15 protein-coding genes are annotated in these 15,681 nt (G+C 72.2%); 11 read left to right on the forward strand and 4 right to left on the reverse strand.

Features of this window, described 5'->3' with window-relative positions:
• Positions 1 to 578 (forward strand): C40 family peptidase (locus ABD262_RS00005; RefSeq protein ID WP_344129273.1); only part of this gene is annotated, 578 nt, incomplete at its 5' end.
• 476 nt (positions 579 to 1,054) lie between these two features.
• On the opposite strand, the gene ABD262_RS00010 is transcribed toward ABD262_RS00005, so the two are convergent.
• Positions 1,055 to 1,573 carry a hypothetical protein gene (locus tag ABD262_RS00010; RefSeq protein WP_344129276.1) on the reverse strand — a complete coding sequence of 173 codons (519 nt, stop codon included), beginning with the start codon at positions 1,571 to 1,573 and terminating at the stop codon, positions 1,055 to 1,057.
• Positions 1,574 to 2,037: 464 nt separating this feature from the next.
• Complete coding sequence (locus ABD262_RS00015; protein WP_344129279.1) at positions 2,038 to 2,595, reverse strand: inorganic diphosphatase; 558 nt, start codon at positions 2,593 to 2,595, stop codon at positions 2,038 to 2,040.
• A gap of 110 nt (positions 2,596 to 2,705) precedes the next feature.
• Between ABD262_RS00015 and ABD262_RS00020 the strand changes: the two genes are divergently transcribed.
• From ABD262_RS00020 to ABD262_RS00065, 10 genes are all read left to right on the forward strand, one after another.
• Entirely contained in the window at positions 2,706 to 4,145 is a 1,440-nt protein-coding gene (locus ABD262_RS00020; RefSeq protein ID WP_344129281.1) for a D-alanyl-D-alanine carboxypeptidase/D-alanyl-D-alanine-endopeptidase, read from the forward strand.
• 14 nt (positions 4,146 to 4,159) lie between these two features.
• A complete protein-coding gene (locus tag ABD262_RS00025; RefSeq protein WP_344129283.1) occupies positions 4,160 to 5,233 on the forward strand; it encodes a zinc-dependent metalloprotease in 1,074 nt (357 codons plus the stop codon).
• Positions 5,234 to 5,237: 4 nt separating this feature from the next.
• Positions 5,238 to 6,275 (forward strand): tRNA lysidine(34) synthetase TilS, encoded by a 1,038-nt coding sequence (tilS, locus tag ABD262_RS00030; RefSeq protein ID WP_344129286.1) that lies wholly within the window; start codon positions 5,238 to 5,240, stop codon positions 6,273 to 6,275.
• A 38-nt stretch (positions 6,276 to 6,313) separates the two neighbouring features.
• Positions 6,314 to 6,865 carry a hypoxanthine phosphoribosyltransferase gene (hpt, locus tag ABD262_RS00035; RefSeq protein WP_344129289.1) on the forward strand — a complete coding sequence of 184 codons (552 nt, stop codon included), beginning with the start codon at positions 6,314 to 6,316 and terminating at the stop codon, positions 6,863 to 6,865.
• A gap of 155 nt (positions 6,866 to 7,020) precedes the next feature.
• On the forward strand, positions 7,021 to 9,114 hold the full coding sequence (ftsH, locus tag ABD262_RS00040) for an ATP-dependent zinc metalloprotease FtsH (RefSeq protein WP_344129292.1): 2,094 nt from the start codon (positions 7,021 to 7,023) through the stop codon (positions 9,112 to 9,114).
• A complete protein-coding gene (gene folE, locus ABD262_RS00045) occupies positions 9,104 to 9,697 on the forward strand; it encodes a GTP cyclohydrolase I FolE (RefSeq protein WP_344129295.1) in 594 nt (197 codons plus the stop codon). Before ftsH ends, folE begins: the two co-directional genes overlap by 11 nt.
• Positions 9,694 to 11,430: a phosphatidylglycerol lysyltransferase domain-containing protein gene (locus ABD262_RS00050; protein ID WP_344129298.1), complete on the forward strand. Its 1,737-nt coding sequence runs from the start codon at positions 9,694 to 9,696 to the stop codon at positions 11,428 to 11,430. The genes folE and ABD262_RS00050 overlap by 4 nt, the downstream gene beginning before the upstream one ends.
• Positions 11,431 to 11,483: 53 nt before the next feature.
• On the forward strand, positions 11,484 to 12,422 hold the full coding sequence (gene folP / locus ABD262_RS00055; protein WP_344134450.1) for a dihydropteroate synthase: 939 nt from the start codon (positions 11,484 to 11,486) through the stop codon (positions 12,420 to 12,422).
• Positions 12,419 to 13,303: a 2-amino-4-hydroxy-6-hydroxymethyldihydropteridine diphosphokinase gene (gene folK, locus ABD262_RS00060; RefSeq protein ID WP_344129301.1), complete on the forward strand. Its 885-nt coding sequence runs from the start codon at positions 12,419 to 12,421 to the stop codon at positions 13,301 to 13,303. Before folP ends, folK begins: the two co-directional genes overlap by 4 nt.
• Complete coding sequence (locus ABD262_RS00065; protein WP_344129304.1) at positions 13,300 to 13,773, forward strand: DUF3180 domain-containing protein; 474 nt, start codon at positions 13,300 to 13,302, stop codon at positions 13,771 to 13,773. The genes folK and ABD262_RS00065 overlap by 4 nt, the downstream gene beginning before the upstream one ends.
• A 3-nt stretch (positions 13,774 to 13,776) precedes the next feature.
• Here the strand turns inward: ABD262_RS00065 and ABD262_RS00070 are convergent, their stop codons facing one another.
• Entirely contained in the window at positions 13,777 to 14,910 is a 1,134-nt protein-coding gene (locus tag ABD262_RS00070; RefSeq protein WP_344134453.1) for an NADH-quinone oxidoreductase subunit D, read from the reverse strand.
• Between the two features lie 104 nt (positions 14,911 to 15,014).
• Entirely contained in the window at positions 15,015 to 15,596 is a 582-nt protein-coding gene (locus ABD262_RS00075) for a hypothetical protein (protein WP_344129307.1), read from the reverse strand.
• Between the last annotated feature and the right edge of the window lie 85 nt (positions 15,597 to 15,681).

Below are 15,681 nucleotides of genomic sequence, written 5' to 3' on the forward strand. Positions count from 1 at the left end.
CCGAGGCCGCCCGCCAGGCCCGGCTCGCCGCCGAGCGCGCCCAGGCCGCCCGGACCGCCGCTGCGAAGCGGGCCGCCCGTGCCGCTGCCGCCCGGGCCGCCGCCGAAGCCGCGCGCCAGAAGGCTGCCGCTGAGGCCGCCGAGAAAGCCGCCTCGCAGAACAAGCCCCGTCCCAGGCCCCAGCAGCCGGACAACCCGCCGCCCCCGCCGCCCTCGACCAACGGTGGCGTGTCAGCGGTCCTCGCCTACGCCCGGGCCCAGGTCGGCAAGCCCTACCAGTGGGGCGGCGCCGGCCCGGACAGCTTCGACTGCTCTGGCCTCACGATGCGGGCCTGGGAGCGCGCCGGGGTCAACCTGTCGCACTACACCGGCGCCCAGTGGGGCGAGACCGCCCGCGTGGCGATCAGCGACCTGCGACCGGGGGACCTCGTCTTCTACGGCAGCTCGGGTCCTGAAAGCCACCACGTCGGCCTCTACATCGGCGGTGGCGAGATGATCGAAGCGCCCTACACCGGCGCCAACGTCCGCTACGCCTCGATCTACCGCTCCGACCTCGTGCCCTACGGCGGCCGTCCCTGACGGAGCCGCCGGGCAGGTCCGCCGGGCCTGCCCCGCCGGGCCGGCGTCAGGCCGCGGTGACCGTCGCGTCGGCCACCAGGACCCCACCGGTCTGCGTGGTCCGGGGTTTGCCGGTCCAGTTGCCGCCCATGCCGATCAGCGCCGAGACGTGCACCTGCCCCCGGACACGGCGACGACGGGGACCGACTCGGCCGTGGCGGTGGCGCGGTTGACCCAGGTGTTGGTGAGCGGGCACACGCCGCCCTTGACCATGACCGGGGGGGGTGTCCTGCTGGTCGGTGAAGTCGCCGGGGCGGGCCATCCCGTAGTTGAGCCTGGTGTTGGTGAACGACACCCGCCGCGCTTGACGACGATCTGGGCGCCCATCGCCGGGTCGCCGGCGTTCTGGCCCTCGATCACTCAGTCCGAGAAGGGCAGGCCGCCCCGGTGGGAGGCCGGACCCTCGACGAGCACCCCGCGTGAGCCTCCGCGAGCGGTCAGGAAGAGGTCCTTGACGCTGCTCTTGGCGACGTTGGAGAACCGCATGAGGTACCTGCCGCCGTTGGCTCCGCCCACCCGTAGTTCATCGACGAGGGCGCGAACCAGTTGTCCGAGCCGCGCAGGGAGAACTGGGTGTCCTGCACGCCGACAAGGGTCCAGTCGCCCGCCCACGTGTTGAGGGTTGCGGAGAACGGGTCGCCCGGGAGGCCCAGGACGTGCTTGAACCCGAAGAAGCTCAGGGTGTCGAGGCGGGTGGCGTAGGAGGTCCCCGCGCTGCAGGGGTGGTGGTAGGGCTGCGTCACGCCGTTGGAGGACAAGAAGCAGATCGCCGCGACCGTGACGTCGTCGGTGGTGGCGGTGCCCACGAGCCAGGAGCCGGCGCCGTTGCCGCAGTTGAGGGTGACGGTGCACTGCGGGAGGGCGCCGTTGCTGCCGCCGATCTCGGGGTTCTGCCAGCCGATGTCGGGACCCAGGATGCGCAGGCCGCTGAACGTCGTGCGGGTCAGGCTGAACACGTGGCTGCGCGCCGCGAGGCGGATGGGAGGGCGCGGGTCGAGGCCCTGGCTGCCGGGAGCACGGCCGTGAGCCTCGGTCGTCGGTCCCGGTGAAGGAGTCCAGGCGGATCTCGGCGCCGGACGCCACGGCGGCGCCGGCCGGTGCGGACCCTGCGAGGGCGATGCCGCCCGTGACGAGGGCGCCGGCGCCGATCCGCTTCAGGACTGCTCTGCGATGGACATGGCTGTCTCCTTCGGCCCGCGTAGGGCACCGGCTGGTGATGGTGTGCCGACGGGCACCGGGGGGAACATCACCATGAAGACGGGCGGTGTCCTCAGCGCGTTACGCGAGCCTCGCGTCGTTGTGCCGCAGCCGGATTCGCACGACCGCGCCCGCGGCATACCCCAGGACGCACCGAGCCCCACGACGACGCGAGGTCGCCTGGGGGCTCGGGGGTGCCGTGTGCGCGCCGCAGCGCGCGGGCTCACTCGGTGGGGGGCTTGGCCTCGGACATCGGCTCCGCCGAGATGTCGGGCATGCGCCAGCGCGCGGTCGTCATGCCGGCCTCCTTGGCGCGCTGGATCGCCTCGCGCACCACGCGCTCGGCCTCCTCGCGACCCGCCCAGTGGGCGCCCTCGACGGACTTGCCGGGCTCGAGGTCCTTGTAGGTCTCGAAGAAGTGCTGGATCTCCAGCCGGTCGAAGCTGCTCACCTGCTCGAGGTCGACGAGGTGGGCCTGGCGCGGGTCTCCGGCCGGCACGCACAGGATCTTGTCGTCGCCGCCGGCCTCGTCGCGCATGTGGAACATCCCGATGGGGCGGACACGCACCAGGCAGCCCGGGAAGGTCGGCTCCTCGAGGAGGACCAGCGCGTCGAGCGGGTCGCTGTCCTCGCCGAGGCTGTCCTCGACGTAGCCGTAGTCCGCGGGGTAGCGGGTGGAGGTGAACAGCAGCCGGTCCAGCCTGATGCGACCGGTCTCGTGGTCCACCTCGTACTTGTTGCGATGACCCTTCGGGATCTCGATGGTGACGTCGAACTCCACGACGATGTCCCTTCCGTAGTGCGCATGCCTGAGACTTGGTGCGCGTGCCTATGACCTAGGCTCGCGGCTAAGTGTTCCGTATGACGCAAGTCCAGCGCTGAGGGGGTCGAGTGCGTCGATTCCTGGCCGCCCTGCTGGCCGTCGTGCTGCTCGCGCTCGCCTATGCCGCGCTGGACGTCTACGACGTCGTGCCGGGCATCCTCACCCGGGAGCAGCCGCAGGCGGCCCCGCCGACGCCCACGCCGACCGGCAGCGCGACGCCCACCAGCGTCCCCGTGCCCACGGTGGACGAGGCCGCCCAGCCGCTCCAGCCGGCCTCCGCCAGCGCGCCGATCCCCACCCCCTCCGCCTTGGCCAAGGTGCTGGCCCCGGCGGTCGCCGACCCGGCGCTGCGACCCGGCCCCGGGGTCGTGGTCCGCGACGCGTTCACCGGGCAGACCCTGTTCAGCAAGGCGGCCAACACGCCGCGGGTCCCGGCCTCGACCGCCAAGCTGCTGACGGCCCTGGCGGTGGGCACCACCCTCGACCCGCTCGCCACGCTGCCCACGCGCGTCGTCCAAGGGACCGAGCCCGACGAGGTGGTCCTGGTCGCCGGCGGCGACACCATGCTGGCCAAGGGCAAGGGCTCGCCCACCGCAGTCGAGGGGCGCGCCGGACTCGGCGACCTGGCCGCGCAGGTCGGCGCCGCGCTGCAGGCGGCCGGCACGACGAAGGTCTCGCTGCGGCTGGACACCACCTACGCCAAGGGACCCCGCTGGGCCCCCGGCTGGAGCCGGGCCGACATCGACGCCGGCTTCACCGGTGGCGTCTCCATGCTCGGCCTCGCCGGCCAGCGGGCGGTTCCCTACCACCCGGCGCCCCGGGACCCCGAGGCCGTCACCGGCGCGGCGTTCGTCGCCGCGCTCGGCAAGGTCGGCATCAGCGCGACGCTGACCAAGGAGAGCACCTGGTCGACGCCCGTGCCGGCCGGGGCGACCGAGCTCGGTCGCGTGGAGTCGGCTCCCGTGGGTGACCTCCTCGCCCTGGCCCTCGACGAGAGCGACAACGCCCTCACCGAGGGACTGGCCCGCCAGGCCGCGGTGAAGCAGGGGGGTGCCGCCACGTTCGCGGCGGCGGTCGCGTTCGTGCGGAAGGCGGTCCAGGCCCAGGGGGTGGACCTGACCGGGGTGCGGCTCAAGGACACCAGCGGGCTGACGTCCGGCCAGGCGATCCCTCCGCAGGTCCTGTCCGACGTGCTCCAGCTGGGGGCCGACGGCTCGGTGCCGGCGTTGCAGGACACCATCTCGAGGCTGCCCGTCGCGGGACTGACCGGCACCCTCGCCGAGCGGTTCCAGGCGAAGGGCACCCACGCCGTGGCCGGACTGGCCCGGGCCAAGACCGGCACGCTCACCGGCACCAGCGCGATGGCCGGCACGGTGATGGACGCCGACGGCCGCGTGCTGTCCTACGTCGTGCAGGCCGACGGGCTCCCCGCAGGCGTCGGAACCCTGAACGCACGGGCCGCGTTGGACCGCTTCGTGGCGGTGCTCGCGACCTGCGGGTGTCCCTGACCTACCGTGAGGGGATGACCGTGTCCGACGCCGCAGCACCGCACGTCACCCGTTATGTCGACTGGCAGTTCGCCAAGGCCGCCGGCGCCCGGCTCGTGCCGGCCGGGCCGAAGGTGACCGGGGCCGAGGCCGCCCAGGTCGTCGCCTCGGTGCGGGCGGCCGCGCTGGCCGCCCAGCAGCCGGTCGCCGAGACCGCCCGGCTGCACGCCCCCGGCGACGCCCCGGCTCCCGTCGTGGTCGACCGCGGCACGTGGATCTCGCTCAACGCCGACTCGATGTCCGCGCTGATGGACCCGGTGTTCGGCAAGCTGGTCGACGCCCAGAAGTCCGCTCCCAACCCGACCGTGCAGGCCATCGGTGGCAAGGTCACCGGCGGGGAGGCGGGTGCCCTGCTGGCGTTCATGTCGAGCAAGGTCCTCGGCCAGTACGACCTGGCCCCGCACGGCACGCCCCAGCTCATGCTGGTCGCCCCCAACCTCGTCCAGGTCGAGCGCGAGCTCGGGGTCGACCCGGCCGACTTCCGGCTCTGGGTGTGCATGCACGAGGAGACCCACCGCGTGCAGTTCACCGCCGTCCCGTGGCTGCGCGACCACATGATCGAGCGGGTGCGCACGCTGGCGTCCGACATGGTGCCCGACCCGGAGTCGCTGCACGAGACCTTGGCGCGGCTGGGCAAGCAGCTGCCGGAGTCGCTGAAGACCGGTGGCGCCGGGCTCACCGACCTCATCGCTACGCCCGAGCAGCGCGCCCAGCTCGCCGAGGTCACCGCCGTGATGTCCCTGCTGGAGGGACATGCCGACGTCGTCATGGACGAGGTCGGCCCACAGGTGATCCCCTCCGTCGCCCACATCCGCAGCCGGTTCAACGAGCGGCGCAAGGGCGTGGGTGCGTTCGACCGGGTGCTGCGCCGGCTGCTCGGCCTCGAGGCCAAGATGCGGCAGTACCGCGACGGAGCCGTCTTCGTCCGTGCAGTGGTCGACCAGGTGGGCATGGACGGCTTCAACCGGGTCTGGGAGTCGCCCGAGACGCTGCCCAAGCCGGCCGAGATCGAGACGCCCTCGGCCTGGGTCGCCCGGGTCCACGGCTGACCCGGTGACCGGACCACATCCGGCGACGGCGGCGACCCGGCTCGCCGTCCGTGCGGTGCTGGGGGAGGGCGACCCCGGCGACCTGGTCCTGGTGGCCTGCAGCGGGGGAGCGGACTCGCTCGCGCTCGCGGCGGCAGTGGCGTTCGAGGCGCCCAAGCTCGCCCTCCGCGCCGGCGCCGTGGTCGTCGACCACGGGCTGCAGGCAGACTCCGCGCAGGTCGCGGCGAAGGTCGGCAGCCGGCTGGGCCGGCTCGGTCTGGACCCGGTGGACGTGGTGTCCGTGGAGGTCGCGCGGGGCCCGGACGGGGTCGAGTCGGCGGCTCGCGACGCCCGCTACGCGGCGCTCAGCTCGGCGGCAGACCGGCACGGGGCACGGCTGGTGCTGCTCGGCCACACCCTCGACGACCAGGCGGAGCAGGTCCTGCTGGGCCTCACCCGGGGCGCCGGGGCCCGATCCCTCGCCGGTATGCCGCGGGCCCGCGACCGCTTCCGGCGTCCCCTCCTGGGCGTGACCAGGGAGCAGACCCGTGCGTCCTGTGCCGCCGAGGGGCTGACCTGGTGGGACGACCCGATGAACGCGGACCCCGCGTTCACGAGGGTCCGCGCCCGTCGGGCGCTGGCCGACCTCGAGCGCGACCTCGGCCCGGGGGTCGCGGCCGCGCTGGCCCGCACCGCCGAGCAGCTGCGCGAGGACGCCGACCACCTCGACGCCCTCGCCGACCGGGCGCTCGCGACCCTGCTCCCGCCCCCTGCCGGTCGGGCGGAGAGCGCCGGGCAGCCCGGGGACGACTACCCCGGACCGGCGGGGGTGGGGGTGGACGCGCTGCTCGCGCTGCCCCGGCCGGTGCGCACCCGGGTGTGGCGCAGGCTCGTCCTCGCGGCCGGGGCGCCGCCCGGGCAGGTGAGCACGCGGCATACCGAGGCGTGCGACGCGCTGCTGACGGACTGGCACGGTCAGGGGCCGGTGAGCCTCCCCGGCCCCCTGCAGGCGACCCGCTCCGCAGGGCGGGTATCCATCGCCCCACCCGCTCGGGTTGAATAGCCCCGCACCCCGAGCCGACAACTGAGGGAGTTTGAGCCGTGGACGCTGCCCACATGGGAGCCGATCTCGAGAAGGTCCTCATCACCGAGGAGGAGATCCACGCCAGGCTCGACGAGCTGGCCGCGGAGATCTGGGCGGAGTACGACGGCAAGGACCTCCTGCTCGTGGGGGTGCTCAAGGGCGCCGTCATGGTGATGGCCGACCTGTCGCGCGCGCTGCCCGGCACCGCCCCCGTCGACTGGATGGCGGTGTCCTCCTACGGCTCCGGCACCAAGTCGTCCGGTGTCGTGCGGATCCTCAAGGACCTCGACACCGACATCACCGGCAAGCACGTGCTGATCGTCGAGGACATCGTCGACTCCGGGCTCACGCTGTCGTGGATCAGGTCCAACCTCGAGTCGCGCTCGCCGGCCTCGGTCGAGATCTGCACCCTCCTGCGCAAGCCCGAGGCCGCCAAGGTCGAGATCGACGTGAAGTGGGTCGGATTCGACATCCCCAACGAGTTCGTCGTGGGCTACGGCCTCGACTACGCGGAGAAGTTCCGCAACCTGCGCGAAGTGGGGACCCTCGCGCCCCACGTCTACGCCTGAGGCGTAGTCGGAACACCGGGCCCATCCGGGTCGTTGTCCAGCACGAACCACCCCGGCACCGCGTAGTACCGTCGTGGCAGAGCCGTGCCCAGGCCGGGCAACGGCACACAGCGTGAGCGAGCAGGAGGAACGGGGCGGCCAGCCCCGCTACACACATGGATTTCAAGCGCATCCTTCGGGCACCCCTGTTCTGGGTCGTCGCCGTCATCGCGATCACGCTGATGGTCTTCAGCCTGAGTGACGCGGGTGGCTACACGCGGATCGACACCTCCGCGGCCCAGCAGCTCATCACCGAGAAGAAGGTGGAGCGGGCGGTCGTCACCAACAACGAGGTGGTCGACCTCGACCTGAAGAAGGGCGAGTCCTACTCCGACGGCAAGAACATCAAGAACGCCACCAAGGTCCGCACCCAGTACGTCGAGGCCGCTGGTCCGTCCTTCATCAAGCTGCTCGAGGACAACACCCCGCCCGGACGCATCAACCAGGTCAACAAGGACACCAACCCGCTGCTGTCGCTGCTCGGCTCGCTCCTGCCGATCATCATCCTGCTGGGCCTGTTCTGGTTCCTCATGACGCAGATGCAGGGCGGCGGCTCCCGCGTCATGCAGTTCGGCAAGTCCAAGGCCAAGCTCGCCACCAAGGACACCCCGAAGGTCACCTTCGCCGACGTCGCCGGTGTCGACGAGGCCGTCGAGGAGCTCCACGAGATCAAGGAGTTCCTGGCCGAGCCGGCCAAGTTCCTGGCGGTCGGCGCCAAGATCCCCAAGGGCGTCCTGCTCTACGGTCCCCCCGGCACCGGCAAGACGCTGCTCGCGCGCGCCGTCGCCGGCGAGGCGGGCGTGCCGTTCTACTCGATCTCCGGCTCCGACTTCGTCGAGATGTTCGTCGGTGTGGGTGCCTCCCGTGTCCGCGACCTGTTCGAGCAGGCCAAGGCCAACGCCCCTGCCATCGTCTTCGTCGACGAGATCGACGCCGTCGGCCGGCACCGTGGTGCGGGGCTCGGCGGTGGCCACGACGAGCGCGAGCAGACCCTCAACCAGCTGCTGGTCGAGATGGACGGCTTCGACGTCAAGACCAACGTCATCCTCATCGCGGCGACCAACCGTCCCGACATCCTCGACCCCGCCCTCCTGCGCCCGGGCCGCTTCGACCGCCAGATCGCGGTGGAGGCGCCCGACATGATCGGTCGCCACCGGATCCTCGAGGTGCACTCGCAGGGCAAGCCGATGGCCACCGGCGTCGACCTGCTCGCCGTCGCCCGCCGCACGCCCGGCTTCACCGGCGCCGACCTGGCGAACGTCCTCAACGAGGCGGCCCTCCTCACCGCGCGCAGCGACGGCAAGCTGATCGACGACGCTGCCCTCGACGAGGCCATCGACCGCGTGATCGCCGGCCCGCAGAAGCGCACCCGCATCATGTCGGCCAAGGAGCGCAAGATCACCGCCTACCACGAGGGCGGGCACGCCATCGTCGCCGCGGCGATGAACCACCTCGACCCGGTGACCAAGGTGACGATCCTCCCGCGCGGTCGGGCGCTCGGCTACACGATGGTGATGCCGACCGACGACAAGTACTCCACCACCCGCAACGAGATCCTCGACCAGCTGTCCTACGCCATGGGTGGGCGCGTCGCGGAGGAGGTCGTCTTCCACGACCCCACCACCGGCGCCTCGAACGACATCGAGAAGGCCACCGGCATGGCCCGCAAGATGGTCACCGAGTTCGGCATGAGCGAGCGGATCGGCGCCATCAAGCTGGGCCAGTCGCAGGGCGAGGTCTTCCTGGGCCGCGACATGGGTCACCAGCGCGACTACTCCGAGGAGGTCGCCAGCGTGGTCGACGAGGAGGTGCGCAAGCTCATCGACGCGGCGCACGACGAGGCGTGGCACGTCATCAACGACAACCGCGACATCCTCGACAAGCTCGTCCTCGACCTGCTCGAGCACGAGACCCTCAACGCCAAGGAGCTCGCGGCGATCTTCGCCCCGATCCGCAAGCGACCGCTGCGCCCGACCTGGCTGTCCAGCGAGACCCGCTTCCTGTCCGACCAGCCACCCGTGCTGACGCCGGCGGAGAAGGCCGCGCAGAACGGCTCGACGCGCCTGGAGGCCGCGGGCACCGACCGTGCCACGGCCGAGGCGATCGACAAGGCAGCCGAGGCCGGCTCGGTGAAGGCCCCGGAGGAGCACCCGCCCACCCAGGTGATCGAGACCCCCCCGGGCGGTCAGGTCGATCCGAATGGCCACTGACCGCGCCTCGCACGTGGTCGACCAGCGCCGCGCCGAGGCCGCGGTCCGCGAGCTGCTGATCGCGATCGGGGAGGACCCCGACCGCGACGGGCTCGTGGAGACGCCGGCCCGGGTCGCGCGTGCCTACGGCGAGTTCTTCGCCGGGCTGTCCCTCGACGCCGCGGAGGTGCTCTCCAAGACGTTCCAGATCGAGCACGAGGAGATGATCCTGGTGCGCGACATCGAGGTGTACTCGATGTGTGAGCACCACCTCGTGCCGTTCCACGGCGTCGCCCACGTGGGCTACATCCCCGCGAAGGACGGCCGGGTCACCGGCCTGTCGAAGATCGCCCGGCTCGTGGAGATGTACGCCCGGCGCCCGCAGGTGCAGGAGCGGCTCACGACGCAGGTCGCCGATGCGCTGTGCACCCACCTGGGCGCCCAGGGGGTCATCGTGATAGTCGAGTGCGAGCACCTGTGCATGTCGATGCGCGGCATCCGCAAGCCGGGGTCGCGGACCATCACCTCCGCGGTCCGCGGGCAGCTGCGTGACGCAGCCACCCGGGCGGAGGCCATGGCGCTGCTCCTGGGGGGCAAACGGTGACCGGACGCGATCTCGCGCGCCCCACCACCACGGCCAACACCACCAGCAGGCTCCCCGGCATCCTCATGGCCTCGCCGGTCCCGCGGCTGCTCGGCACCCTCACCTACGTCGTCGGCACCCTCGACCTGCTGACCGGCCTGCTGCACTCCTGGCGGGTCCACCTGCACGGGCTCACCGAGCTGCTCCCCGGGGCCCTCTCGGACGCCGCCGCGGCAGCCACCGTCGTGTCGGGGATCTTCCTGATCGTCCTCGGTCACTCGCTCAAGCGACGCAAGCGACGGGCCTGGCGGGCCGCGGTCGCGCTGCTGACCCTGTCGGTGGTCCTGCACGCCATCAAGACCGAACCCGCCTCAGCCGTCGTCTCCCTCGTCGGCCTGGGGCTGCTCGTGCGGCACCGGGGGGAGTTCCGGGCGCTCGGCGACCCGTCGACGCGGTGGCGCGCGGTGCGGGCGTTCGTCGTCCTCCTGGTCGTCTCCGTCGTCATCGGCGGCTTCGTGCTCTGGCTCAACCGCCTCGACCTCCGGGGTGGCTTCCCGGGGCCGGCCGACCTGGTGCAGGAGCTCGGTCTCGGGATGGTCGGCCTCGACGGGCCGCTGGTCTTCACCCGCGACCGGTCCGGCGACATCGTGGGGTCCCTCCTGCTGGCGCTCGGGCTGATGACGCTGCTGACGCCCGCCTACCTCGCGCTGCGTCCGCCCGAGCCGAGGCCGTCGCTGACCGACGACGACGAGGTGGCCCTGCGCCGGCTCGTCGAGCTGCACGGCGACTCGCTCGCCTACTTCAACACCCGGCGCGACAAGTCGGTGGTCTGGTCCGCGTCCGGCAAGTCCGCCGTCGCCTACCGCGTCGTCTCCGGCGTGATGCTGGCCAGTGGCGACCCGATCGGCGACCCCGAGGCGTGGCCCGGCGCGATCCACGCCTTCCTCGCCGAGGCGCGCGCCCACGCGTGGACCCCTGCCGTGCTGGGCTGCTCCGAGCACGCCGGCACGGTCTGGGTCCGCGAGACCGGCCTCACCGCGCTCGAGCTCGGCGACGAGGCCGTCGTCGACGCCACCACCTTCACCCTCGCCGGACGTCCGATGCGCAACGTGCGCCAGATGGTCGGCCGCGTCGCGCGCGCCGGGTATGCCGTGGAGGTCTGCCGCGTCCGCGACGTCACCGAGGAGGTGCGCGCCAAGGCCCTGGCGGATGCTGCGGCGTGGCGGTCCAGTGCCACCGAGCGAGGGTTCTCGATGGCGCTCGGCAGGCTGCTGGACGAGGCCGACCCCGAGTGCGTGTTCGTGGCGGCACGGCAGGATGGGGTCGTGCGCGCGTTCCTGCAGTTCGTCCCCTGGGGCTCCGACGGGATGTCCCTCGACGTGATGCGTCGCGACGCGACGGCCGAGGCGGGTGTCAACGAGCTGATGATCACCGAGACCCTCGCCGCGGCGCCGGGCCTCGGTGTCCACCGGGTGTCGCTCAACTTCGCCGCCTTCCGCTCGGTGCTCGAGCGGGGCGGCCGGCTGGGGGCGGGGCCGGTGCTCAAGGCCTGGCGACGGGTCCTGCTCTTCGCGTCGCGGTGGCTGCAGATCGAGAGCCTCTACCGGTTCAACGCCAAGTTCCAGCCGCAGTGGCAGCCGCGGTTCCTGGTCTACCCCTCGGGCTCCGACCTGCCGCGGGTCGGCCTGGCGGCGCTGGAGGCCGAGGCGTTCCTGACCTGGCCGAAGCTGGGCCGGCTCGGGGGCGGGGCGTGACCTCTGCCCCGGCGACCTGGCCGCTGCGTCGGGTCGACGGCCTGCCGGTCGTGATGGGCGTCGTGAACGTGACCCCCGACTCGTTCAGCGACGGGGGTCAGTGGTTCGAGCCGGCAGCGGCGATCGAGCACGGCCGCGAGCTGGTGGCGCAGGGCGCCGACATCCTCGACGTGGGCGGCGAGTCCACCCGTCCGGGCGCGCAGCGGCCGTCCGTCGCCGAGGAGCTGCGTCGGGTGGTCCCCGTGGTCGAGGCGCTCGCGGCGGAGCGCGCCGTGGTCTCCGTCGACACCATGCGGGCCGAGGTGGCGGCCGCGGCGGTCGCGGTCGGAGCCACCATCGTCAACGACGTCAGCGGTGGCCTGGCCGACCCCGAGATGGCCGCGGTGGTGGCCGCGGCAGGGGTGCCGTTCGTCGCCATGCACTGGCGGGGGCACAGCGCCGACATGCAGTCGCGCGCCGTCTACGACGACGTCGTCGCGGAGGTCGTCGCCGAGCTGGCAGCCCGGGCCGACGCCCTCGTCGCGGCGGGCGTGCGGGCCGACCGGATCGTCCTCGACCCGGGCTTCGGGTTCGCGAAGCTGACCGGCCACAACTGGTCGCTGTTGCGCGGGCTCGACCAGGTCCTCGAGCTCGACCACCCGGTCCTCGTGGGCACGTCGCGCAAGACCTTCCTCGGCCGGCTCGGCGTCGAACCGGGCGGCGACCCGCGACCGCCGCTCGACCGTGACGTGGCGACCGCGGCTACCTCCATGCACGCCGCCCGACTGGGCGCGTGGGGAGTGCGGGTGCACCACGTGCCCTCGACCCTCGACGCGATGCGCGTCGCCCGGGCCATCGAGTCCGCCGCCACCTCGGCCAGCACCTCGGGCACCATCTCCGCCACCACCTCGGTCACCACCTCCCCGGACGCCTCCTCCGGGGCCTCCGCCGCCGGCTCGCCTGGAGAAGGACGCCCCGTGACGACCGCAACCAGGACGGAGGGGCAGCAGTGACCGACCAGATCGTGCTCAAGGGCATCTCGGCCAAGGGCCACCACGGTGTGCTCGACTTCGAGAAGCGCGACGGACAGGTGTTCGTCGTCGACGTCACCATGCACGTCGACCTCGCTCCCGCCGGCACCAGTGACGACCTCGCCGACACCGTCAACTACGCGGACGTGGCGGGCGACGTCGTGGCGCTCATCGAGGGCGACCCGCTCGACCTCATCGAGGCCCTCGCGTCCCGGATCGCCGACCGCGTGCTGGCCCGTCCCCTCGTCGAGGCGGTCGAGGTCGTGGTGCACAAGCCGCAGGCGCCGGTCGGGCACCCGTTCACCGACGTGCAGGTCCGCGTGACGAGGGAACGACAGTCCCACGTGGTCATCGCGATGGGCTCCAACATCGGCGACTCGATCGAGACCCTCCACGACGCCGCGATCTCGCTCTACGGCCTGATCGACATCATCGAGGTGTCCGCGCCCGTCGAGACCGACCCGGTGGGCGGCCCCGAGCAGCCGGTCTTCCTCAACGCGGTGGTGACGGGCACGACGCACCTGGCTCCCTCGTCGCTGCTGGCCGGGCTGCACGACATCGAGCGCGCCCACGGCCGCACCCGCGAGGTGCACTGGGGGCCGCGCACGCTCGACCTCGACCTGATCCAGTACGGCGACCCGGTCTTCGACACCGACGTCGTGATGGACAGCCCCACCCTCACCCTGCCCCACCCCCGCGCCCACGAGCGCCCGTTCGTGCTGGTGCCGTGGCTGAGGGCGGACAGCGAGGCGGTGCTGCGGGTCGAGGGCCAGGTCCGCCGGGTCGCCGACCTCGTCGACGCGATGGACGTGTCAGGTGTCCGCCCCGGGCCCGACGTCGACCTCCTGGAGGGTCCGTGGTGAACGACGGCAGCGGTCTGCGCTGGTCACAGCTCGTGTCGATCACCTTGGTGGTCGGGCTGGTGTCCTGGATCAGCTGGCGGCTCTACCTCAACGCGGGACACCTCCTCGGACCGGCTTCGTGGGTCTCGGCGGTGCTGATCGTCGCGATGGCCGTCCTCGTCGTCGCAGCCGGCCTGCCCGTGCGGCGCTTCCTGCGGGGAGAGGCCCGCAAGACGCTCAGCCCCATCCGTGCCGCGCGCACGCTGGTGCTCGCGCAGGCTGCCGCCCTGACGGGGTCGGCCGTGCTGGGGTGGTACGCCGCCCAGGTGGCCCACGCGCTCGCCGACGTCGACCTGCCCGGCTACCGCTCGCTGCTGTGGCGGCTGCTCGCCCTCACCGCGGCGTCGTTGGTGCTCGTCGCCGCCGGGATGCTCACCCAGCGGATGTGCCGGGTCGACCCTCCCGACGACCGTGACCAGCGCTCCTCCTGAGGGTTACTTGTCGACGTCGCCGACCACGAAGAACATCGACCCGAGGATCGCCACCATGTCGGCGATCAGGTTGCCCGGCAGCACCTCCGCCAGCACGGCCACGTTGTTGAACGAGGCCGACCGCAGCTTCAGCCGCCACGGGGTCTTCTCCCCGCGCGAGACCAGGTAGTAGCCGTTGAAGCCGAGCGGGTTCTCGGTCGCGGTGTAGAGGTCGCCCTCCGGCACCTTGAGCACCTTGGGGAGCTTGACGTTCACCGGCCCCTGCGGGAGCGCGCGCAACCGGTCGAGACAGGCCTCGGCGAGGTCGAGGCTGACGTGTGTCTGCTCGAGCAGCACCTCGAGGCGCGCGAGGCAGTCGCCTGCCGTGCGGGTCACGACGCGACCGGGCCCACCGTCGGCGAACAGCTCACCGTAGGCGAGGTAGGGCTCGTCGCGCCGCAGGTCGATGTCGACCCCGGCCGCTCGGGCGATCGGCCCCGAGACGCCATACGCGGCAATGGTTTCCGGTGTCACGAGGCCGACGCCGCGGGTGCGTGCCTCGAGGATCTCGTTGCCCACGATCAGCGCCTCGAGGTCGGGCAGCCGCCCGCGGACTGCCTGCACGGCATACGCGACGCGGTCGAGCCAGCCGGCGGGGAGGTCCTCCTTCAGCCCGCCGACGCGGTTGAACATGTAGTGCATCCGCCCACCGGAAGCCTCCTCCATGACCGCCTGGAGCTCCTCGCGCTCGCGGAACGCGTAGAAGATCGGGGTGATCGCGCCCAGCTCGAGGGGGTAGGACCCCAGGAACATCAGGTGGTTGAGGACCCGGTTGAGCTCGGCCAGCAGGGTGCGCGCCCAGACCGCGCGCTCGGGCACCTCCATGCCCAGCATCCGCTCGACGCCGAGCACCACGCCGAGCTCGGACGAGAAGGCGGACAGCCAGTCGTGCCGGTTGGCCAGGACGATGATCTGGCGGTAGTCGCGGACCTCGAACAGCTTCTCCGCGCCGCGGTGCATGTAGCCGACGATGGGCTCGGCCGAGACGATGCGCTCGCCGTCGACCACGATCCGCAGCCGCAGGACGCCGTGGGTGGCGGGGTGCTGCGGGCCGATGTTGAGCACCATGTCGGCGGTGGCCAGCCCGCCGGCGCCCATGCCGACGGTGAGCTCGCGCCGGCCTTCGGTCGTGGTCACCCCGCCAGTCTGCCGTATGCCGCGTGGCGTGCCCGGTCAGCGGGTGCGGCGCGGGGAGGCCGGCCTCAGCCGGGGCAGCCGGGGATGTTCTGGACCGTGGTGGCGGCGCCCTTGTCGTCGATCTGGACCAGCACGGTGTTCTCGCGGTCGGCGAGTCCCTTGAGGTCCGCGGCGTCGACCGACTTGGTCTGCAGCGGCTGGTCGGCGGCGATGCAGTGGTGGTACAGGATCCGTGCGTTGGCGGCGAGCGGGATCGTGTAGGTGAGCTTCGCGTTCTGGTTCTCGTAGGGCACGTCGCCCTTGAACGGTCCGGTGGGCACCCCGTCCTTGGCGAGCTTGGCGTCGTCGAGCTTCTTCCAGGTCCACCGGTCGAGCTCGAGGTAGGCGACGCCGCCCACCTCACCGGTCTTCGTCACGACCCCGAAGTCGTAGCGGCGACCCTTCACGTCGGAGGCCGGGGTCTTGGGAGCCGACGAGGTCTTGCTGGGGCTCGGCGCCTTCGCCGTGACGGTGGGGGTGACGGTCACGGTGACGTTGCCGCCGGTGCCGGGGCTGTCCGAGCCGCAGCCCGAGAGGAGGGCGACGGCGGCGAGGGCGGCAAGCGATCCTGCGGCAGTGGACGCGCGCGGGTGGTGCTGGAGCTTCATGGGGACGGGGGTCCTTTCGAGGGGCAGCAACACTCAAGTCTGCCCTCCACCGAGCACCTGACAAAACTCGATCATCTGCGGCAGG

Origin of the sequence: Pedococcus bigeumensis (assembly GCF_039531795.1) — a bacterium.
Lineage (GTDB): Bacteria > Actinomycetota > Actinomycetes > Actinomycetales > Dermatophilaceae > Pedococcus > Pedococcus bigeumensis.